The sequence below is a fragment of the Trinickia mobilis genome (assembly GCF_017315705.1).
In the GTDB taxonomy this organism is placed as follows: domain Bacteria; phylum Pseudomonadota; class Gammaproteobacteria; order Burkholderiales; family Burkholderiaceae; genus Trinickia_A; species Trinickia_A mobilis.
This window is the reverse complement of the sequence record NZ_JAFLRF010000006.1, coordinates 234,930-254,510: the sequence shown is the minus strand read 5'-3', so window position 1 is coordinate 254,510 and position 19,581 is coordinate 234,930. Positions and strand designations below refer to the sequence as shown.

The 19,581-nt window shown below is 63.5% G+C and carries 19 protein-coding genes; 5 read left to right on the top strand and 14 right to left on the bottom strand.

Annotation, left to right across the window (positions count from 1 at the left end):
- Positions 1-176: 176 nt before the first annotated feature.
- Positions 177-620, top strand: a complete 444-nt coding sequence (locus J3489_RS11370; RefSeq protein ID WP_206998072.1) for a MaoC family dehydratase — start codon at positions 177-179, stop codon at positions 618-620.
- A 44-nt stretch (positions 621-664) separates the two neighbouring features.
- On the opposite strand, the gene J3489_RS11365 is transcribed toward J3489_RS11370, so the two are convergent.
- Positions 665-1,885, bottom strand: coding sequence for an MFS transporter (locus J3489_RS11365; protein ID WP_206997908.1), 1,221 nt, complete (start codon positions 1,883-1,885; stop codon positions 665-667).
- Positions 1,886-2,050: 165 nt separating this feature from the next.
- Between J3489_RS11365 and J3489_RS11360 the strand changes: the two genes are divergently transcribed.
- From J3489_RS11360 to J3489_RS11350, 3 genes are all read left to right on the top strand, one after another.
- Entirely contained in the window at positions 2,051-2,950 is a 900-nt protein-coding gene (locus tag J3489_RS11360; protein ID WP_206998070.1) for a LysR family transcriptional regulator, read from the top strand.
- Between the two features lie 149 nt (positions 2,951-3,099).
- A complete protein-coding gene (locus J3489_RS11355) occupies positions 3,100-4,071 on the top strand; it encodes a quinone oxidoreductase family protein (protein ID WP_206997906.1) in 972 nt (323 codons plus the stop codon).
- Positions 4,072-4,207: 136 nt separating this feature from the next.
- Positions 4,208-5,065: an MBL fold metallo-hydrolase gene (locus tag J3489_RS11350; RefSeq protein WP_206997904.1), complete on the top strand. Its 858-nt coding sequence runs from the start codon at positions 4,208-4,210 to the stop codon at positions 5,063-5,065.
- Between the two features lie 209 nt (positions 5,066-5,274).
- On the opposite strand, the gene J3489_RS11345 is transcribed toward J3489_RS11350, so the two are convergent.
- The 8 genes from J3489_RS11345 to J3489_RS11310 all read right to left on the bottom strand — a co-directional run bounded on the left by J3489_RS11345 (position 5,275) and on the right by J3489_RS11310 (position 12,458).
- Positions 5,275-6,027 carry a maleate cis-trans isomerase family protein gene (locus J3489_RS11345; RefSeq protein WP_289623109.1) on the bottom strand — a complete coding sequence of 251 codons (753 nt, stop codon included), beginning with the start codon at positions 6,025-6,027 and terminating at the stop codon, positions 5,275-5,277.
- A gap of 26 nt (positions 6,028-6,053) precedes the next feature.
- Positions 6,054-7,373, bottom strand: a complete 1,320-nt coding sequence (locus tag J3489_RS11340; RefSeq protein WP_242539939.1) for an MFS transporter — start codon at positions 7,371-7,373, stop codon at positions 6,054-6,056.
- Between the two features lie 159 nt (positions 7,374-7,532).
- Positions 7,533-8,417 (bottom strand): LysR family transcriptional regulator, encoded by an 885-nt coding sequence (locus J3489_RS11335; protein ID WP_206997902.1) that lies wholly within the window; start codon positions 8,415-8,417, stop codon positions 7,533-7,535.
- Positions 8,418-8,459: 42 nt separating this feature from the next.
- The gene (locus tag J3489_RS11330; RefSeq protein ID WP_206997900.1) at positions 8,460-9,425 is read right to left on the bottom strand and encodes a D-2-hydroxyacid dehydrogenase family protein; all 966 of its coding nucleotides are present in this window, start codon (positions 9,423-9,425) and stop codon (positions 8,460-8,462) included.
- A 464-nt stretch (positions 9,426-9,889) separates the two neighbouring features.
- The gene (gene wrbA, locus J3489_RS11325) at positions 9,890-10,489 is read right to left on the bottom strand and encodes an NAD(P)H:quinone oxidoreductase (protein ID WP_206997898.1); all 600 of its coding nucleotides are present in this window, start codon (positions 10,487-10,489) and stop codon (positions 9,890-9,892) included.
- Positions 10,490-10,516: 27 nt separating this feature from the next.
- A complete protein-coding gene (locus J3489_RS11320) occupies positions 10,517-10,882 on the bottom strand; it encodes a nuclear transport factor 2 family protein (RefSeq protein WP_206997896.1) in 366 nt (121 codons plus the stop codon).
- Positions 10,883-10,963: 81 nt separating this feature from the next.
- Positions 10,964-11,602: a glutathione S-transferase family protein gene (locus J3489_RS11315; protein WP_242539938.1), complete on the bottom strand. Its 639-nt coding sequence runs from the start codon at positions 11,600-11,602 to the stop codon at positions 10,964-10,966.
- A gap of 100 nt (positions 11,603-11,702) precedes the next feature.
- Positions 11,703-12,458, bottom strand: coding sequence for an SDR family oxidoreductase (locus tag J3489_RS11310; protein ID WP_206997894.1), 756 nt, complete (start codon positions 12,456-12,458; stop codon positions 11,703-11,705).
- 90 nt (positions 12,459-12,548) lie between these two features.
- Between J3489_RS11310 and J3489_RS11305 the strand changes: the two genes are divergently transcribed.
- Positions 12,549-13,502, top strand: a complete 954-nt coding sequence (locus tag J3489_RS11305; RefSeq protein ID WP_206998065.1) for a LysR family transcriptional regulator — start codon at positions 12,549-12,551, stop codon at positions 13,500-13,502.
- A 228-nt stretch (positions 13,503-13,730) separates the two neighbouring features.
- Here J3489_RS11305 and J3489_RS11300 read toward each other — a convergent pair whose 3' ends face one another.
- The 5 genes from J3489_RS11300 to J3489_RS11280 form a co-directional block, all read right to left on the bottom strand.
- Positions 13,731-15,110, bottom strand: a complete 1,380-nt coding sequence (locus J3489_RS11300; protein ID WP_206997892.1) for an FAD-containing oxidoreductase — start codon at positions 15,108-15,110, stop codon at positions 13,731-13,733.
- Positions 15,111-15,264: 154 nt separating this feature from the next.
- A complete protein-coding gene (locus J3489_RS11295) occupies positions 15,265-16,221 on the bottom strand; it encodes a Dyp-type peroxidase (RefSeq protein ID WP_206997890.1) in 957 nt (318 codons plus the stop codon).
- 206 nt (positions 16,222-16,427) lie between these two features.
- Complete coding sequence (locus J3489_RS11290) at positions 16,428-17,819, bottom strand: MmgE/PrpD family protein (RefSeq protein ID WP_206997889.1); 1,392 nt, start codon at positions 17,817-17,819, stop codon at positions 16,428-16,430.
- Positions 17,816-18,721, bottom strand: a complete 906-nt coding sequence (locus tag J3489_RS11285) for a polysaccharide deacetylase family protein (protein ID WP_309491361.1) — start codon at positions 18,719-18,721, stop codon at positions 17,816-17,818. The genes J3489_RS11290 and J3489_RS11285 overlap by 4 nt, the downstream gene beginning before the upstream one ends.
- Positions 18,718-19,581, bottom strand: coding sequence for a polysaccharide deacetylase family protein (locus J3489_RS11280; RefSeq protein WP_206997885.1), 864 nt, complete (start codon positions 19,579-19,581; stop codon positions 18,718-18,720). Before J3489_RS11280 ends, J3489_RS11285 begins: the two co-directional genes overlap by 4 nt.

The following is a 19,581-nucleotide window of genomic DNA, read 5'->3' as shown; positions in this document are numbered from 1 at the left end:
CCGATTTCTCGCTTGACAAAGTAACAGACCTGTTCGTAGTATTAAAGTAACTTACAGGTTAGTCACTTTATGGAGATGGCCATGCGGGTGATGGAAGCAGAGACCTTTTCAGGCTGTCGCAGGGCATCGTCAATGTCGAAACCATTGCGTATGGCTGGGACTGAATCATGAATCAGTTGAGCGAGCGCTATCTGGAAGATTTCGCAGTGGGGCAGACGTTTGGTTCAGGTCATCTGCGCATCGACAAGGAGCGGGTCCTGGCGTTCGCTGCCGAGTTCGATCCACAGCCCTTCCACCTCGACGAGGCGGCGGCGCGCCGCTCGATTTTCGGCGGACTGGCCGCCAGCGGCTGGCACACCGCTGCCGTGACGATGCGGTTGATGATTGAAACCGAACTCAAGCCGGCTGGCGGTTTCGTCGGCGCTGGGCTCGACGAGTGCCGCTGGCCCCGGCCAGTGCGTCCCGGTGACGAGTTGCGCGTCGAGTGCGAGGTGCTCGAGGTGCGGCCGTCAAAGTCCCGTCCGGAGCAGGGTCTGGTCAAGCTCCGAACGACCACGCTGAACCAGGACGGCGAGGCCGTGCTGGTGCATGTCGTGAACATGGTAGTGCCGCGCCGCTAATCGTCAAGCGGGTATGTGGCTCGGGGGGGCGACGCTCGTCGACTTTATGCCGCAGTGGCAGTTACATTCCGCCCCCTGACCAGGCGTCTGTCGATGCTTACCGCCAGAATCAACGCTGCCGCTTCGCAGGCCGCGGCAGTCCAGCCCAGGTTGCTTACGGACGTGAGGCTCAAGGTAAGCGAACCCAGCGCGGCGCCGAGCGAGAAGCCCAGATACATGAACGAAGCATTCAGTGACAGCGCAATCGGTGTTCCGCGCAGGCCGGCGATGCTAACCAGTGCCGCTTGCTGCGCAGGGTAGAACGACCAGTGCGCAATGCCCCAGGCTATGACGCTGATCAAGACAGGGATCAGCGCAAGGGTTTTTGGCAGCCAGTGCACGCTGACCGATAGCAGCGAGAAAGCCAGGATCAATGTTCCCAGGCAGGGAATGATCACTTGGCGCGAACCAACGCGGTCCACGGCTTTGCCGCCGATGAACACGCCGACGGCCGCCGCAACGCCCCAGGTGAACAAGATGTAGCCGACTTGCGCGCCCTGCAGTTGCGTGGCTTCGGCAACGAATAGCGCCAGGTAGGTGTAGATCGTGTATGCGCCCATGGCCCACAACGAGGTGACGATCAAGGTCATCAGGATGACCGGCTTGCGCGCGGTATGGATGCGCTCGCGCAGGTTAGCGGTCGACAAGCCTGCGCCTATCGCGCGCGGAAGGCCGAACAACAGGCCTGCGGTGGCCGCGGCCGATAAGGCGGCGACGCCGGCAAACGTCATGCGCCAGCCCAGCCGGTCGCCGACCAGTGCGCCCAGCGGTACCCCGAAGGCAACCGCAATCGAAATGCCGCCGTTGACGATGGCCAGCGCCGTACCGCGCCGTTCGGGGCCGGCGATGGCACCGGCCAGGGCGTTGGCACCAGGAACGTACAGGCCAGCGGCCGCGGCGAGCAGGATGCGGGCCGCCATCAATTCCCAATAGTTCTGGGCGACCGAGGCAATGAGGTTCGCCAAGGTGAAGACCGAGAGCGAGACTAGCATCAGGCTGCGGCGCTTGAAGGCGCCGGTCAGGGCCGTCAGGATCGGCGAGCTGAACGCGTATGCCAGCGCAAATACGGTGACCAGCTGGCCAGTGGCGACCATGCTGGTATTCAGGTCGGCGGCCATGTCGGGCAGCAGTCCGGCAATCATGAAGCTTTCCGTGCCGACCGCGAACGTACCTAACGCCAGCCAGTACAGCGGTGCAAGGGAAGTGGGGTTGGGGGTGGAGCTCATTGCTGTTCCAATTGATTATCCGGCGACGGCAGCGGATTGGGGCTAAGGGCGGTGCGTACGCCTTGGCGCTCCGCCATCTGCACGGGAAAGAATCTAGGGACTTGCGCCAAGATTGAAAAAGACTTAATAGGCTGGTTGGCATACTTCACAGGCATGGGATCCGCAATGGAGCTGCGACATCTTCGGTACTTCATTGCCGTCGCCGAGACGGGCAGCCTGACCGAGGCAGCCGAACGGCGCCTGCACACTTCGCAGCCGTCACTGAGTCGGCAGATTCGGGATTTGGAGGACCAGGTCGGGGTCGAGTTGCTGAGCCGCAGCGCGCGCGGCGTGGAGCTGACCCCAGCAGGCAAGGCATTCATCGATCACGCCCGACTGGCGCTGACCCAGGTGGAAGCTGCAGTCGAATCGGCCAGAAGGGCAGCGCAACCTGCGAAGCAGCGCTTCTCGATTGGCTTCCTCACCGGGGAGGAAATGACTTGGCTGCCTGAGGTCATGCGCATTCTGTGCAGCGAGTTGCCGAACGTCGACGTCGTCGTATCCAGCGACTACTCGCCGGATCTTGCCGAAGGGCTCGCGCGCGGCAAGCTGGATTTGGCGTTCCTGCGTGCCGAACCGGACTTCAATCTCGCCTACCAGGTCGTGGGACGGGAACCGCTCGTGGTGCTCATGCCGAGTGACCATCCGCTGACGTCCCGCGTTGCGATCCTTCCGCAAGAACTCGTTGGTGAGCCTTTCATCGCTATGGCTAACAAGGCCAGGGTGCTGCGCGCGGTGATCGACGGCTACCTGGAGCGCTCAGGAGTCCAGATCACGCCGGCACAGAGTGTAGACAACCCCGCGGGGGTCATGTCACTCGTTGCGTCGACGCGAGGCGTGACGCTGATCCCGGCCTATGTCGAGAACCTGATGCCTTGGTCGGTCGTTAGCCGTCCGCTCGAAAGCGGGGCGCCGACGATCGACTTGGTTATCGGCTACAGGAGGGAAAATACCTCTCCGATTCTGAAGCTGTTCCTCGCGAGAGTGGATGAGCTGATCGCAAGCGTCGCGAAGCGTTTGTCGTGATTCTGCTAAAGCCGACGACATCGAGCGCTAAAGCTCAATCGCGGATCTCCGCCTGCTCCTCTCGTTCCGATTTCTCGCTTGACAAAGTAACAGACCTGTTCCTACTATCAAAGTAACGTACAGGTCCGTAACTTTATAGGGTGATACCGATGCGAGCGATCGAGGCGAAAACTTTTTCGGGCTATGGGGCGCTGCGGCAGACCGAATTGCCTAAGCCGCAACCGGCAAAGGGCGGCGTGCTGGTCCGCGTCACGGCCGCCGGCGTCACGCCGCTCGATCACACGATCCTGTCAGGCGGACACCCTCGGGCCAAGGCGCCGCTGGTGCCCGGCAACGAGGGCGCCGGTGTCGTCGAGGATGCTGGCGACTCGGCGCTCGCGGTGGGCAGGCGCGTGATGTTCACCGGGCCCTACGGCGTTCGCGAGAATGGCGCGTGGCAACAATGGCTGCTGGTGAGGCCCGATGATTTGGCGCTCGTGCCCGACGCGATCGACGACGTCGTCGCGGCCAGCCTTCCAGTGGCCTATCTGACGGCACAGATCACGCTGACGCTGGCCGGATTCAAGCCGGGCATGACGGTGCTGGCTCCGGGGATCGGCGGGTCGGTCGGCAACGCGACGTATCAACTCGCGCGGGCGCAGGGCGCCGGCAAGGTGATTTCGACGGCCGGCGGTGCGGCGAAAGCCGCGAAGGCACGCGAGCTTGGCTTTGAGCACGTGGTCGACCTTAGTGCAGAAGGTCTCGCCGACGGCGTTCGCCGGATAACCGACGGCAAGGGCGTCGATATCGTCATTGAGAGCATCGGCGGGAGCGTGACCAGTGAGGCGCTGGCCAGCCTTGGTCCCGGCGGAGTCCTGATCACGCTGGGCTACTCCGCTGGACGCAGAACCACGATCGATGTGACAGACCTGATCTGGAAACGCGCGCGTATGGAAGGCTTCTCTCTGTTCGCCCAGTCGCCGGCCGCGGTCGCCGATGCGTGGCGGGACATCATCCCGCTGATCGTGGGCGGGTCGGTCAAGCCGATCGTCGAGCGGGTCTATCCCCTCGGCGAGGCAGGCGAGGCACTGCGCCATCTAATCGAGGATCGGCCGTTTGGCAAAGTCATTTTAACGATGTGACCGACATGACAAGCGGATATTCACCGCTCCCGCGCGCGCCTTTTCCATTGGTGCGATCCCCGTGCCCTGGTCAAAGCGGGTCAGGCGACGAGCGGACGAGGTTTCCTCGACACGATGCAACCATGAGGAGGTCGTTATGTTGAATTGGCAGGTGGGCGCGGTGAAGATCACCTGCGTGGTCGAGATGTCGATGTCCCTCCCCTACGATCCGGAGGGCTTCTTCCTGCGGGACGCGACGCCGGAGGCGCTGAAGGCCAGCCCCTGGCTCTATCCGCACTTCGCCAACGAGGATGGTTCGCTCAACGTGTCCGTCCAGGCCCTGCTAGTGGAGGCGCCGGGGCTGAGGCTGATGGTCGACACCTGCATCGGCAACGACAAGCCGCGCCGTCTGGTGGGCGGAAACCCGTTGGCGACGCCGTTCCTGCAACACCTGGCGGATGCGGGCTGGAGCCGCGACAGTGTCGACGCCGTGGTCTGCACCCACCTGCACGTGGACCATGTGGGCTGGAACACCATGTTGGTGGACGGCAAGTGGGTTCCGACCTTCCCCATGGCTCGCTACCTGATAGGCAAGCGCGAATTCGAGCACTGGAGCAACGAGGGCGACGAGGAGCCGCAGGCGATCATGGGCGACAGCGTGCGGCCGATCTTCGATGCCGGCCTGGTCGACCTGGTGGAGATGGATCACCGCATCTCGCCTGAGGTGCGTCTGAGGCCAACCCCTGGCCACACGCCGGGCCATGTGAGCGTGATGATCGAATCGGAAGGGCAGAGCGCGGTGATCACCGGCGACATTGCCCACCATCCCTGCCAAATGGCGCACCCCGAGTGGGCCACGAGCCTCGACAGCGACATCCAAGCCGCGACGGCCACCCGCGCAAAGTTGTTCGCCGAGTGGGCCGACCAGCCGATTCTGGTTATCGGCACCCACTATGCCGCGCCGACGGCCGGGCACGTGAAGCGTGACGGGGCGGCGTTCTGGTTCGAGGTGTAGAACCGGACGATCTCATCGGAACGTTCGTTCTGAAGTTCGCCTGGCTCATAAGGAATGCAAACAATGAACATGGTGACTAAGCAGGGCCTCGATGAGGTCCCGGTCCCGGGTCAGATCGGCGCTCTGGTGGGAGTGGCACTCATGGGAATCATTCTCCACACAGTGCCGGATTGGACCGTTCGAGGAAAAGGAGGCCTTTATGTCACTTGCTAGTAACGGCCCGACAGCAGATAACCCGCGTTCGGCACTTGCGCCTTCAGTCCCAGCGTCTTGAGAATGCGATAGACGGTCGACGTCGCGGCGGACAGCACCGGCTTTCCGAGGCGGTCTTCGACGGCCTGGATCGCAGGCAGCGAGGGCATCTGCACACATGCGGAGAGCACGACGGCGTCGGCCGTGCCGATATCGAGCCGATCCGCGTGACCGATCAGATTCATCGGATCGAGACGGCCGACCGCGAGATTGTCCGGCACTTCCAGACTCATCGAGTCCGTCACTTCGATGTCTTCGCTCTGGATGTAGTCGACGACCTGTTGCGTCAGCGGCTTCATGTAAGGCGTGATGATCGCGACGCGCTTGAACCCCATCGTCTTCACGGCTTCGACCAATGCGCCAGCCGAACTGATGATCGGCGTGGGTGCGCCGTTGCTTTCGACCGCCTTGTTCAGGCGCGACTCCGACACGCGGTGATAACCGGGGCCCTGGCACATGATCGCGACGAGGCACGCATAGGCGAGCACATCGCAGCGCGCGTCGCTGAGTTCGAGCGCGCAGCGGTCGCTATCCACGTCCATCTTCTTCAGTTCTTCCGGTGTGACATGCATCATGCGCATGCGCGCCGAATGGAATGTGAAACGCTCGTCGGGGAAAAGGTCGTAGCGCGAGGTCAGCATGGCCGGAATTTCTGTTTCCATCGTCGTGTTGGAACTGGGAACGATCTGGCCGATTCGGTAAGTTTTCATGGTCTTTAACCGGTAAAAGTTGAAAATCAATTTCCGCTTGTGAGTTGAACGCCCTGCGTTTCCCGAAGCGTGAACACAAGAATCGCGGCGGTGACATACGCAATGGATGCGATGCAGTAGGTCATCGTGAATCCGATCAGCGGAATCAGCGCCGGCACGAGCTTGATGCCGGCAATCGCGCCGACGCGTCCAAAGTTGAAGCAGAAGCCCGCGGCCGTCGAACGGATGCTGGTCGGGAACAGTTCCGCGTACCACGCGCCGAAGCCGCTGAAATAACCGGTGAAAAATCCGAGCAGTGCCGACAGCACGCCGATAATGGCGATGTTCTGCACATTGAATTCGAGCTTGCCGTTGGTCAGCGGAATTATCGTCGCGCCATACGCGAACACGGGTACAGCCATCGCGATGCCGATAAAGAATCCCGCAAATGCCGCGCGCCGGCCGAAGCGCTCGGCGAGCGAGCCGTACGCGAGATAGCCAAGCGTCGCGCCGATGCCTGTCCACACCAGAAAGACGGGAGCCTGATCGATGCGCACGTGCAGAATGCTCTGCAGATAGGTCGGCGTGAACGTGGTGATGATCCAGTACCCGTACATGCCGAGAACCGAGATCGTCAGCGCGAGCAGCGTCGTGCGGCGGTATTCGGGCCGAAAAATCTGCAGCAGGTTGCCTTTGCTTGCATGGTTCTTCAAAAACTCGCGGTTCGCGAGCCACACGGGCGATTCCTTCACGAAGACAAGGATGAAAATCGCAACGCAATACGCGGGCACGGCGGACAGCATGAAGAGCCGGCGCCACGAATCGGGGTTCGAGGCATCGAGCAGCGTCCAGGCGAAGATCGCGGCCAGCAGGCTGCCGCCAGACCAGCCAGTCTGCATCACGGCAATCGCCTTCGCGCGGCCTGACGGCGGCCAGATCTCGCTGACGAGGGCCACGGCGGCCGACCACAATCCGCCTACGCCGATCCCCACCGCGAACCGATAGACGTCGAGTTCCGCGATGCTATGGGCGAATCCGCACAGCAGGGTGCCCGTTGCGTACGTGAGGACCGAAATCAGCAACGTGCGCTTGCGGCCGATCTTGTCGGAGATATTGCCCAGCAAGAAGCCGCCGATGCCTGTCGCGAGGAGGAACCACGCGACAGTCGACACCACGTCGGCAAGCGAGGCCGAAAACGTATGGGAGACGGCGAGAATGACGAAACCGAATACGGTCGCGTCGAGTGCGTCGAACAACCACGCGCCCCAAGAGCCGCTGAGCGTCACGTACCGCTGTAGGCGCGGCAATTGATCGGAAGAGGCGGCATGTGCCGTCCGAGCTGTCTCCACGGCTCCAGTACTGTTCATTGTGTAGTCCATTGACGGCCGGGGCGGCCGTGTTGATCCGAGCACCCGGACACGCGCGCCGAGTGCCTTCATGCTAGGGAGATGGCTTTGCGCTGTACACCAGCGAATGGCTATCCTGCCATCGCGAACCGCGATGGCAGGATTCAGACGCCTAACGCGTCAGTGGCTCGCGCGAAGGTGGTCGAAAAAGAGGCGCGCAACGGGTGAGAGCGCATCCGCGCGGCGCACGCACACGACAAGTTCGCGCCTCGCCCATGCCTCGTCGAGCTTCAGCGTGCGCGTGCCCGGCAAGCGGTATAGCTCCGCGTTGCCCGCGGGCAATATGCCGACGCCCATGCCGACCTGCACCATCCTGCACAGCGCGTCGTACGACGATACTTCGACCTTCGCCCGCAGCGTCTTTCCTGCCTGGCTCGCCTCCGTCAGCATCTGGAAGCGCAGATGCGTGCCCGCGCGGAGCACCACATGTTCATGGTCGAGCGTTTCCGCGAATGTGACATGCCGGCGATTCGCCAACGGATGCGTGGACGGGACGAGAACTTTCAGCTCATCGGTGCGGAACGGATGAACCTCTATGTCGGCGCTATGCGGCAGCCGCGTGAAGACGCCGATCTCCGCAATGTTTTGCGCCACGCTTTCGGTAATCGCAAGGCTGTCGCGCTCCAGCAGCGAGATATTGACGTCCGGATAGCGCTCGCTGAACGATTTGACGATGGGGGGCATGAAGGTCGAGATCGCCGAGATGTTGACGAGCACGCGCACCGATCCTCGCAGGCCGTCCGAATACGCTTTCATCTGCAGGACGATATTGCGCATGTCGTCCAGCACATCGCGCGCGAGTATCGACAGATTGACGCCGGCCGCCGTCGGTGTAATGCCCTTGTTGGTGCGCGTAAGCAGCGGCGTGCCGAAGAGTTCTTCGAGTTCGCTCAGGCGCTTGCTGACAGCGGGCGCGGCGATATGCTCGAGCTCGGCCGCAGCGGCGATCGTGCCTTCTTCCACTACGCGTACGAACAGCTTGAGCGAAACGGGATCGAGCTTCAACGCGCGCTCCCGGGCGCTTCGCGCACCAGGCTTTTCCGCACGTTACGCATCGGCGGGCCGTTGCGTCTGATCGAGCCATTCGACGATGTTGCGCACGGTATCGCCATAGAACGTCTCATACAACTCACGCGTCACATAGCCGATGTGCGGCGTGGCGAGCACGTTGTCCAGCGAGCGCAACGGGTGCGTCAGTTCGAGCGGCTCGGTATCGTACACATCGATGGCAGCGCCTGCGATCTGCCCGCTCTCCAGCGCCGCGAGCAATGCCGCCGTATCGACGATCGGACCGCGCGACGTATTGACGATGCGGCTCGTGGGCTTCATCTTGGCAAGTTCCGCAGCGCCGACCAGACCTTGCGTCCGTTCGCTCAGGCGGACGTGGATCGACAGAAAGTCGGAAGCCGAGAACAGCGTATCTTTGTCGACCCGTTGCACGCCTTTCGATTCCGCGCGCTCGGCCGTCAGGTTCTGGCTCCAGGCAATCACATTCATCCTGAACGCGCGGCCGATCACACCGACCGCCGAACCGACATGGCCAAGCCCGAGAAGGCCCAGGGTTTTGCCGGCCAGTTGCGTTCCGAGCGTGAGTTGCCAGCCGCCTTCGCGTAAGGATCGATTCTCGACAGGGATATTGCGGGCCATGGCCAAAATCATCGCCCATGCGAATTCGATGGTCGGCGTGGACGAGTATCCCGTGTGGACGACCTTGATGCCGCGCTCAGCCGCCGCGTCCGTGTCGATCGACGCGTTGCCCGCGCCCGTCGACGCAATCAGCTTGAGATTGGGCAGGGCTTCGAGAATCGGGCGCGTGAGTGGCGTGCGTTCGCGCATCACGCACAGCACGTCGAATGGCTTTAGGCGTTCGATAACCTGCGCGGTTTCCGCCAGGTGGTCGTTGAAGGCCGTGATTTCCGCACGGTTTTTCAACGGAGACCAGTCCGCCAGGTCGAGCGCGGCGTTCTGGTAGTCGTCGAGAATGGCGACTCTGACAAGGGATGGGCTAGGCATGTGTTACCTCCTCCGGGAATTAAGCGGCTGCCGTAAGCCGCGGCCACCGTGCAACGATGGATGTCAGTAGCGCGCTAGTTTGACGCAATGTGCAATTTGATGCAGGTGTTGCGCGGCGGTGGCGGCCGGGATCCGAAGAATGGGACGGCGATACGCGTGGCGTTTGCAGGGTCGCGTGCCGCCGAACGCCTGTGGTCAGGGGCAGTCAATTGCGGACGTTGGCCGAAGGCACCTAGATTTTGCCGCGCTTCGCAGGTTTACTACGACAGCGCGGTCACTACCCTACGCAAGGGTCGCGGATGCGCGGCCTTCTCGATGAGTTGCAACACTACACGCGGTCGGAAGGAGCGGTTAGTGGCTGAACCCATTGTTTGAACGGGATCTTCGGAGCGGATTGACGGGGCGATCCGCAGATCCGTCTGGCTGTCCCGTTCATGCATCGACGAAACGAATTGCATCCGGCGTTAGCCGAACAGCTTGTTTGCGGTCCTGGCGATCAGCTCGCCTTGATGACGAGCGCCAGCGAGCTCGATGGCGCTCGGCTGGCGCTGACCTTGTCCGCCGGCTATGGTCGTGGCTCCATAGGGGGCACCGCCGACAATCTCATCCAGCGTCATCTGCCCCTGGTGGCTGTACGGCAGTCCGACGATAGTCATGCCGAAGTGCAGCAGATTGGTGATGATCGAGAACAGCGTTGTTTCCTGTCCTCCGTGTTGGCTGGCGCTCGACGTGAAGGCGCCACCCACCTTGCCATTCAGCGCGCCGCTCATCCACAGACCGCCGGCTTGATCCAGAAACGCTGCCATCTGGGAGGAGATACGCCCGAAACGAGTCGGCGTACCGACGACGATCGCGTCGTAGTCGGCGAGCTCGGCGACCGTCGCAACCGGGGCTTGCTGGTCGAGCTTGAAGTAGGCGGCCTTGGCCGCTTCCTCCGGCACGGTTTCCGGTACCCGCTTGATGTCGACCGTGGCGCCCGTCGAGCGCGCACCTTGGGCAACGGCATCCGCGAGCACCTCGACATGCCCATACGATGAGTAATACAGAACCAGAATTTTAGACATTTTGAAATCCTATCTATGTTTACGAGGTTATGACGGAACGGAATCCAGAAAGACGTAGAGTGCTTCAATCCTCCCGTCGCGAACGATGACGACATCCACGCCAGTATAGTCGGGTACCTCACCACGCGGACCGGAACCCCATGCCAGGCGGCCGGCATTGTGGAGGGCCTGAGCTTCACCGTGCGGCGTATAAACAAAATGCGGGTGCGTCGCTCGAAGATCTCCTGCGAATTTGTCGAGAGCGTCGTGCCCGACGAACGTACCCGGCGGCACGTAGAGCACACAATCTTCGGTATAGAGTTCCTTGATGGCTGCGCGACGACGCTCTGCGTCACCTTCGCCAAAGACCTCCAGAAGATTACGATGGAGCAGTTCATGGATGCGGTCGTTCATTGCGATTCTCCTTGGTGATTGACTATGGACTGAGCCACGTCACGCTGTGTGGATGTCTGAGGAACTGGAGGTTGCATCGCATTACTGAGCGAGCGCCAGGGTCTTTGCGACGGCCGCGACGACAGCCGGCCGCGTCAACATTTCTTCGTACCAGCGAGCGACGAACGAAAACTTGTCGAGGTTCGCGCCGATCGCCTGATGACGCCATACCCACCCGAAATGGGCAATGTCCGCGATGCTGTACTCGATGCCGGCGGCGTACGGATGGCGCTCGAGAATCTGGTTGAGCACGCCCAGCGTCCGATCGACCTCCGCCAGCGCCCGCGCTTTTGCCTCGGGTTGCGGCGACGCCTGGATCGCGACCTGGAATGACTTCAGGAACGCCGGGCTGAGGCCGGATGCGTGGAAGAAAAGTTGCTCGAAGACCTTGCCGCGTCGGGGGCCGTCCTTCGGAAGAAGTTGCCCGGTCTTCTCTGCGAGGTAGACCAGGATCGCGGCAGACTCGCTGAGTATCACGTCGCCGTCCCCAGGAACGGATCGGTCGATGAGAACTGGGACTTTCGCGTTGGGATTCATTGCCTTGAAGGCGTCGGTCTTCTGCTCGCCCTGGCGCAGGCTGACGGGAACGAGCCGATAGTCGAGCCCCATCTCTTCCAGTGCGATGGGAACTTTGATGCTGTTGGGCGTGGCGAATGCATGAACTTCGAGCATGGTGCTCATGAGCGTTTCCTGCGTGGTTTGATCGTCGGTGAAGGTGCCTGAAGGGCGATTGGAATTGAGCGGCCGGTCCGGGCGGCACGGTCGCTTCGGGGGCCTTTTGTCAAATCTGGGCTTGTCCCCCGTCGATGAAGATCTCGGTACCGGCGATGAAGCTCGAATCGGAGGAGGCGAGAAAGAGGGCGGCACCTGCGACTTCGTCGGGTTCCCCGACGCGCCCGAGCGGGATGGTCGAGGCCATGTAATCGAGCAAGCTCTGCTGTTGCGCAGCATCCGGGCCGGCCAGATCGACAAGCCCTGGTGTCTTGATCGGGCCTGGACTGATGACGTTCACGCGGATGCCGCGAGACTTCAAGTCGAGCGTCCAGCTTCGTGCGAAGTTGCGCACTGCAGCCTTCGAGGCGCTATAGACACTGAACGTCGGTGTGCCTTTGATACTGACATTGGACGCGGTGAGTATCACCGAGGCGCCGTCGACGAGGAGGGGCAATGCCTTCTGCACTGTGAAGAGCACACCCTTCACGTTGCGACCGAACGTGTCCTCATACTGCTCTTCGGTGATCGACCCCAAGGGCAGCATCGAGCCGCCCCCCGCATTGACGAAAAGCACGTCGATGCGGCCTGCCTGTGTCTTCACGCGCTCGTAGAGCCGACTCAGGTCGTTGAGATTGGCGGAGTCCGCCTGCACGCCGGTCGCCCTCGGCCCGATAGCTGCGACGGCGGTATCGAGTTCGGCTTGACGACGGCCGCTCACGAATACCCGCGCGCCCTCCGACGCAAAGCGCTTGGCGGTGGCGAGACCGATGCCGGTCGTGCCGCCGGTGATGACGGCAATCTTTCCTTCCAGTTTTCGTACCATGATCTTTCTCCTGTGCGACGAGACAAATCTATGGCAGCGTGCTACTTTTCGAAATGGAAATGATTGAAAACCATCGTTGCAGAATTGTCGATGTCAAAATTACCGGACTTTGAAGGATTCGCGATGTTCGCGAAGGTCGCCGAAGAAGGTTCGTTTGCAGCCGCGGCGGCGACCATGGGCGTCTCTGTCGCCACGGTTTCCCGGGCGGTCACCCGCCTGGAAGAGCGACTGGGGGGGAGGCTTTTTAACCGTACCTCCCGACGGCTTGCACTCACGGACTACGGCCATACGCTTGCCGAGCGAGCGGCGAAAATCTACGCCGACGCCGAGGAGGCTGAGGATTTCGCACGTGAGACCTCGAGCCGACCGCGTGGTCTGATAAAGCTCGCTGCACCACTCTCCTTCGGTGCTCGCTGGGTCGCCCCGCTGCTGCCCGAATTCTTCCGGATCTATCCGGATATTGCCGTCGATCTTCATCTCACGGATGCCCATGCCGATCTGATCGGGGAGGGCTTCGACGCCGCGCTTCGTATCGCGATCATGGAAGACTCGTCACTCGCGGCGCGTCTCATTGCACCCGTGCGCCGGTTTGTGGTGGCATCTCCGGCCTATCTGTCTCGCTATGGCCGACCGCAGCACCCACACGATCTTGGCGCCCACCAGTGCCTGACCTACGTCAACAGGACCAAGCGCGACGTTTGGCGCTTTACCCACCAAAGCGGCGAGGAATGCACGATCACACCAACCGGGGCATTGCGAGTATCAAGCGTGGAAGCGTTACTGCCCATGCTCGTCGCAGGACTTGCCATCACGGAGCTTCCCGAGTTTGTCGCGACACAGTATTTCGCGGACAAACAGCTCGAACCGATTCTGACCGATTGGCGACTGCCCGAAGGTGGCCTGTATTTCGTTACCCCCACTGCCCGGGCACGGCCAGCGAAGATTAGCGCGTTGGCTGATTTCTTCATCTCCAGGCTTGCCGCAACGGAATGGAGCGCAGAGACGCTGATGGGTCGTCAACCACCTGGCCGTCGCATCAAATGATTGTGACGTCTACAACGTCCGTGACCGGTCATGCTCGACGAAGATCAGGAGCGTCTCAGGGAAGCGTCGAAGCTGATTTGCGAAATCGACCTGGGCGCTACGGCGATCGGGAAGCGTCGCGGAAATCGTCGTCGAGCGAGGACTGCTCAGCCGCGCACAGCTCGAAGCCATTCTCCAGCCGGCGACGCTGACGCAGCCGAGGCATAACGTGGCTCTTTCGTAGCCGCGCTACGCCAGAGGATGCAAATCCTGAAGCAGTGTCGGCACCAGTTCGGTCACGGTCGGATGGATGTGCACCGCGCGGCTGATCGTCGTGTACGGCGCTTTCGCGTACATCACGTCGAGGAGCGCATGCACGACTTCGTCGCCCGTCACGCCGAGGATCGAGGCGCCGAGAATCGCCTTGGAGTCGGCGTCGACGATCACCTTCATGTACCCCTGGCTCTCGCCTTTTTCCACGGCGCGCCCGACGCGCGTCATCGGCCGGGTGCCCACCAGCAGCTTGCGGCCCGACTGCTTCGCCTCGTCCAGCGTCATGCCGACGCGGCCGAGCGGCGGGTCGATGAACAAGGCGTACGCCGGGATGCGGTCCGACACCTTGCGCGGGTCGTTGTCGAGCAGGTTGGCCGCAACGATCTCGTAGTCGTTGTAGGACGTATGGGTAAACGCACCGCGTCCGTTGCAGTCGCCCATCGCCCAGATGCCGGGGACGCTGGTGCGCAGTTGCTCGTCCACCTTGATGTAGCCGTGCGCGTCGATCTCGATCCCGGTCTTGTCGAGTCCGAGATCGTCGGTGTTCGGCACGCGCCCGACGGCGAGCAGCAGATGCGTGCCCGCTGCCTCACGCGCACCAGAGGTGCAATCGAGTCCGACGACCACCTGGCTTGCGTCGCGTCGCGCGCTCAGGCAGTTGGAATCGAGCTGGACGTCGATCCCCTCGGCCTCGAGGATCTCCCGCACCGCCTGCGACACGTCTTCGTCCTCGCGCTGAATCAGGCGCGGGCCTCGCTCCACGATCGTCACCCGCGACCCGAAGCGCCGGTACATCTGGCCGAACTCGAGCCCGATGTAGCTGCCGCCGACGACGATCAAATGCTCCGGCAGGAAGTCCACATCCATCATGGTCGAGTTGGTGAAGTAGGGCACTTGGTCGAGGCCGGGCATGGGCGGAATCAGCGCCCGTCCGCCGACGTTGATGAAGATCCGCTCCGCTTCCAGCAATTCGCCGCCGACTCGCACCGTATGCGCGCTCTCGAAGCGGGCGTGGCCCTGGTAGACCGTGCAGTTCTGCTGGCCGCGGACCCACTTTTCCACGTTGCCGCTGGAGCGCCCCGAAATCTGGTCTTTGCGCGCCTTCACCTGCTTCATGTCGACCGTGACGGGCCCGCCGATCACGACGCCGTACTCGGCAGCCCGCCGAGCCAGGTGGGCCGCATAGGCGCTCGCAATCAGCGTCTTGGTGGGGATGCAGCCGGTGTTGACGCACGTGCCGCCGAACCGTCCCCGTTCGACGACGGCGACTTTCATGCCCGCACCCGACAGCCGCGCGGCGAGCGCAGGGCCGGCTTGTCCGGTGCCGATGATGACGGCTTCGAAGCTTTGAGTCATGATGCCTCCTGTCCCCCAGGGCGCAGCGAACGTGTCGATCCGGAGTAGCGCTTTAGCGCGTACTCCGGTCCCATGCAAAGCAAGTGAGCGTGGGGGTGGTTCATACATCTCCTTCCGGCGGCCGGCGCAAGCCTGCTATCAGCGTGAAAAGGCCCTATCGTTGCGCGAGTTCCGCTAGCAGGCTCGCCGATGGGACGAAGAACAGACCGCCCGTGACCGCGCGGCTGTAGTCGAGCAGACGGTCGTAATTGCCCGGCGGTCGTCCGACGAACATGTTCTCGAGCATCTGCTCGAGCGGCGCGGGCGAACGCGCGTAACCGATGAAGTAGGTGCCGAACTCGCCCATGCCGGGGCGGCCGAACGGCATGTTGTCGCGCAGGATTTTCACTTCCTTGCCGTTCTCTTCGAGCGTCGTCAGCGCGCTGTGCGACGACGTCGGCTTGACCGCTTCGTCGAGCTCGATGTCGGACAGCTTCGTGCGGCCGATGATGCGTTCCTGCTCCTCGACGGACAGCGCGTTCCAGGCGGTCATGTCGTGCAGGTACTTCTGCACGAGCACGTAGCTGCCTCCTGCGAACGCCGGGTCCTCGTCGCCGATCACGGTGAAATCGACAGCCTCGCGGCCCGCCGGGTTCTCGGTGCCGTCGACGAAGCCGACCATGCTGCGCAAGTCGAAGTAGCGAAAGCCGTGCACTTCGTCGACCACGGAGACGGCGTCGCCGAGCCGTCCCGCCAATTGCGCGGCGAGCTCGAAGCAGAGGTCCATCGGGTCCGCGCGGATGTGCAGCAGGAGATCCCCCGGCGTCGCGACGGCGCGGCGTTCTCCCGCGCCGAATTCGCGGAACGGATGCAGGCGCGCAGGGCGGGGGGCGCCGAACAGCGTGTCCCACGCGCTGGAGCCGAAGCCGCACACGCACGACAGATTGCCCGACGGCACGCGCTTGCCGACCGAGCGGACGAGGGCGGCGACGCCGGCACACCACGCGCGCACTTTATCGGAGCGCCCTTTGGCGGCGGGGTCGTGGCCAGCCGCGAGCGTCGCGACGAGGTAGATTGCGCTGCGGGTGATCGGACTGCAGATGGCTTGCGGTTCTGGAATGTCGTTAGGCATCGGATCGCATCCGGTTGAAATCGTTACCAATTCGGACGAAAAGCAGAAGGGCGCAGGTGCGAGAGTACGCCGATTTTCAGACGCCGGAGCGCTTCAATCTCATCGATGCCGAGAACCGGCCGGCAGGGTGGACGCCGATCGATGCCTCGATACGGCTGAGGCCGCGCCGGCGGGCAGACAGCGAAGCAGAAGGGCGGTCAGCGTGTTCAGCAAAGGAGCGCGCGCGAGTCCGCCGCGCCGAGAACCAGGGGCTCGAATGCGCGCGCATCGGCGCACGACTCGATGCCGAGAACCGCATCAGCGAGCGCGTTCACTGCGGGTTCGCTCAATACCATCCCTGCGAGCGTCTGGAATTTCTTCAGCAGGGCGTCGTCCGAAACCGGGTTGCCGGGACTGCCCAGCGGCACCAGCACCCGCTGCTTTGCGGGCGGCGCGCCGCCCGCGGCGAGCGTCACCTCGGGCTCGTCCAGATCGGCCATCGCGGGATCGACCTCCAGCGTGATTCGCGCGAGCATGGCCGCAATGCGCGGATCGGCACGCCGTTCGGCACGATAGGCGTCGATTCCGGTATCGCCGAATACGAGCGCGGCGGCGAGCGCGTAGGGCAGGCTCATTTGCGCGGCGGCAAGCGTGCCGAGATCGCGCGCGCCGCACATGCGGTTCACGAACCCGCTCAGGCGCACGTGCACGCCGCGAACGTCGGCGGCATCGTAGGTCAAGCCGCGCGTCAGCATCAGCATGGAGTCGACGGCGGCATGGGCGCTGCGGCACGATGCGTGAGGCTTGATCGAGCAGCGCATGATTTTCCAGTTCTGGCCCAAGCCGTCGAGGAGCAAGCCGGGCTGCTGGGTCTGCGGCGCAAACGTGTTGAAGAATCCGCCCCACACGTCGGCAAAGACCTGCGCCGGCCCGCTCACGTTCTTCCGGGCGAACAGCGCGGCGAGCAGGCCGCCCTCCGCGGCGCGTCCGGCATGCAGGCGCTTGGTTTGCGACGCGTCGTGGATGAAGCCCCACAAACCGCCGGCAAAGCTTGCCGCATGGCCCAAGGCGAAGCCGGTCTGCGCGGCGTCGAGTCCCAGCACGCGCGCGCTGGCTGCCGCCGCGCCGAATACGCCGCAGGTCAGGGTCGAATGCCAGCCGGCGCCGTTGTGAGCGGAATAACCGCCCGCCGCTTCCAGCACGCGGCGCGCCACGTCGTAACCGAGCACGACCGCGGTGAGCAATTCGCGTCCCGGCACCGGCCGCGAAGTGCAGGACAACGCGGCAAGCGCCGCGGGCAGGACGACCGCGCCCGAATGGTCGCAGCCGCCGGAATCGTCGAGTTCCAGCGCATGCGCGGCCACGCCGTTGACGAAGGCGGCGTCGCGCGCGGTCAGCTGGTACGGCGTGCCCCACGCCGCCGCGCCGCCGCTCTGGCGCGCGACGAGCTCGAGCGCGCAGCGCGTTTCGAGCGCGCGCGCGCCGGCCAGCGCGGCGCCGAACGTATCGAGCACGTGACGAACGGCCTTGTGCGCGACCTCTGCCGGCAACGCGCCGGCCGGCGTAGCGGCTACGAATGCCGCGAGCTGTCCCGCGAGAGACGGTGGGTTCTGCGTCACGATGCGTGTTGCCTGTGTTTGGCGTAGATTTCGACGGGATGTCCCTGCTCATTGCCGGGCACGGTGTCGCGCCACCAGCGCGCCAGGTCGGCGCCGGTCGCGAACCAGACGTCGCCGTGCGAGCGCATGTGAGCCAGCAGGTTGCGCAGGATGTCGATGCGGCCCGCCGTGCCGATGATTTCCGGATGCAGCCTCATGACGAAGCACAAGCCAAAGCGATGGAACGCGTCGAAATCCTGCTTCCAGTTGCCCAGCACTTCGCGATACGAAGCGATTCTCGGTTGCCCGACGGGCACCGGCGGCGCGAGGTTGTAGACGAAGTAGGGTTCGTCCTCGAGTTCATAGTGCAGCGGCAGTTCGACGAGCTTCGCTCTATGCGGCGCGGGCTCCGTATCGTCGGCGTGATAGTAGGGCAGGTCGTCGCCGCGCCACGAGGACGACCATTCGATGCCCCGCTCGCGCAGGAAATCGGCAAAGCCGGGCGCCCAGTTGCCGCTGAACGAACGAAAGCCCATGGCGTCGTGCCCTAGCGTGCTTCGCAGTGCGGCGTGGCCTGCGTCGAAGGTGTTCTGTTGTTCGCTCAAGGTGAGTGTGTCGTAGTCTTCGCAGCGGTACCCGCTGAGGCCGATCTCGTGGCGCCGCGCCGCAATGCGACGCAGCGTATCCGCGTGGGTCTCGGCCACGCGTCCCGGCACGAACCAGCTCGCGGGCACGCCGAATTCATCGAGCGCGGCCAGCACCCGGTCGACGCCGCGCTTGGCGCCATAGCGCCAGACCGAGAGCGATTTCTCGCGTCCCGCGATGCGCGGCTCTTGAGTCAGGATGCCGTGTTCGTCGTTGAAGTCGACGGTGACGGCGACCGCGCATCGCGCGCCGTCCGGCCAGCGTGGAAGGTGGGTCACGTAGAGTCCTGCCGCTCGAATGATTCGTGATGCGCAAGCCACCAGTCGGCGACGTCGCGGCAGCGTGCGAACCATACGCCGCCCTGCGCTTGCATGTGGCCGATGAGCCGCTCGATGAGCCCGATGCGTCCGGGCTTGCCGCATACCTTCGGGTGCCACAGCGTCGTCAGGCACAGCCCTTCGCGATGCGCGCCGTCGAACTCGCGCATCCAGTTGTCGAGCGTGGTCTCGTAGCTGGCGATGCGATCGAGGCCTGCGGGGAAATCGGGCTTGCGCTGATAGGCGAGCGACGCGTAATCGTCCATCTCCCAGCGGCCCGGAATCTCGACGAGCGGCGCGCTGCCGTTTTCAGCCGGCAACAAGTACGGACGATCGTCGCCGCGCATCGAGCTCGAATACTGCACGCCGGCTTCCTGGAGGATGCGAATCGTATCCGGCCCCCAGTCGCCGGACGGCGTGCGAAAGCCGACCGCGCGAATGCCGAGATAGCGCTCGAACACCGCGGCCGAGCGCGCCATGACTTCGCGCTGCCGGTCGCGATCGAGGGTCCAGAACGCTTCGTGCCGATCGCCGTGGTAGGCGACCTCATGGCCGCGCTCGACGATCGCGGCGCACTGTCCGGGCCAGTTCTCCACGACCCAGGCCGGCACGAAGAAGGTGGCCGGCACGGCTCGATCGTCGAGCACGTCGAGCAGCCGGCCGAGCGCGCGCCACGGCCCGTAGCTGCCCAGCGTGAAGTACGAAGGGTTGCGCCAGATCGAACCGTTCAACATCGCGTCGCCGGTCGGACCGTCGAGATCGAACGCGAGCGCGACGCACGAACGGTTCGCGTCCGGCCAGCGCGGCATGTGCCCGGTCAT

What these genes read in the sequence shown, in the direction of transcription:
- wrbA (WP_206997898.1), bottom strand. Translation starts at nt 10,489, where the DNA reads ATGTCTAAAATTCTGGTTCTGTATTACTCATCGTATGGGCATGTCGAG.
- J3489_RS11300 (WP_206997892.1), bottom strand. Translation starts at nt 15,110, where the DNA reads ATGACTCAAAGCTTCGAAGCCGTCATCATCGGCACCGGACAAGCCGGC.
- J3489_RS11310 (WP_206997894.1), bottom strand. Translation starts at nt 12,458, where the DNA reads ATGGTACGAAAACTGGAAGGAAAGATTGCCGTCATCACCGGCGGCACG.
- J3489_RS11330 (WP_206997900.1), bottom strand. Translation starts at nt 9,425, where the DNA reads ATGCCTAGCCCATCCCTTGTCAGAGTCGCCATTCTCGACGACTACCAG.
- J3489_RS11305 (WP_206998065.1), top strand. Translation starts at nt 12,549, where the DNA reads ATGTCAAAATTACCGGACTTTGAAGGATTCGCGATGTTCGCGAAGGTC.
- J3489_RS11320 (WP_206997896.1), bottom strand. Translation starts at nt 10,882, where the DNA reads ATGAACGACCGCATCCATGAACTGCTCCATCGTAATCTTCTGGAGGTC.
- J3489_RS11360 (WP_206998070.1), top strand. Translation starts at nt 2,051, where the DNA reads ATGGAGCTGCGACATCTTCGGTACTTCATTGCCGTCGCCGAGACGGGC.
- J3489_RS11295 (WP_206997890.1), bottom strand. Translation starts at nt 16,221, where the DNA reads ATGCCTAACGACATTCCAGAACCGCAAGCCATCTGCAGTCCGATCACC.
- J3489_RS11315 (WP_242539938.1), bottom strand. Translation starts at nt 11,602, where the DNA reads ATGAGCACCATGCTCGAAGTTCATGCATTCGCCACGCCCAACAGCATC.
- J3489_RS11345 (WP_289623109.1), bottom strand. Translation starts at nt 6,027, where the DNA reads ATGAAAACTTACCGAATCGGCCAGATCGTTCCCAGTTCCAACACGACG.
- J3489_RS11280 (WP_206997885.1), bottom strand. Translation starts at nt 19,581, where the DNA reads ATGACCGGGCACATGCCGCGCTGGCCGGACGCGAACCGTTCGTGCGTC.
- J3489_RS11355 (WP_206997906.1), top strand. Translation starts at nt 3,100, where the DNA reads ATGCGAGCGATCGAGGCGAAAACTTTTTCGGGCTATGGGGCGCTGCGG.
- J3489_RS11365 (WP_206997908.1), bottom strand. Translation starts at nt 1,885, where the DNA reads ATGAGCTCCACCCCCAACCCCACTTCCCTTGCACCGCTGTACTGGCTG.
- J3489_RS11340 (WP_242539939.1), bottom strand. Translation starts at nt 7,373, where the DNA reads ATGAACAGTACTGGAGCCGTGGAGACAGCTCGGACGGCACATGCCGCC.
- J3489_RS11350 (WP_206997904.1), top strand. Translation starts at nt 4,208, where the DNA reads ATGTTGAATTGGCAGGTGGGCGCGGTGAAGATCACCTGCGTGGTCGAG.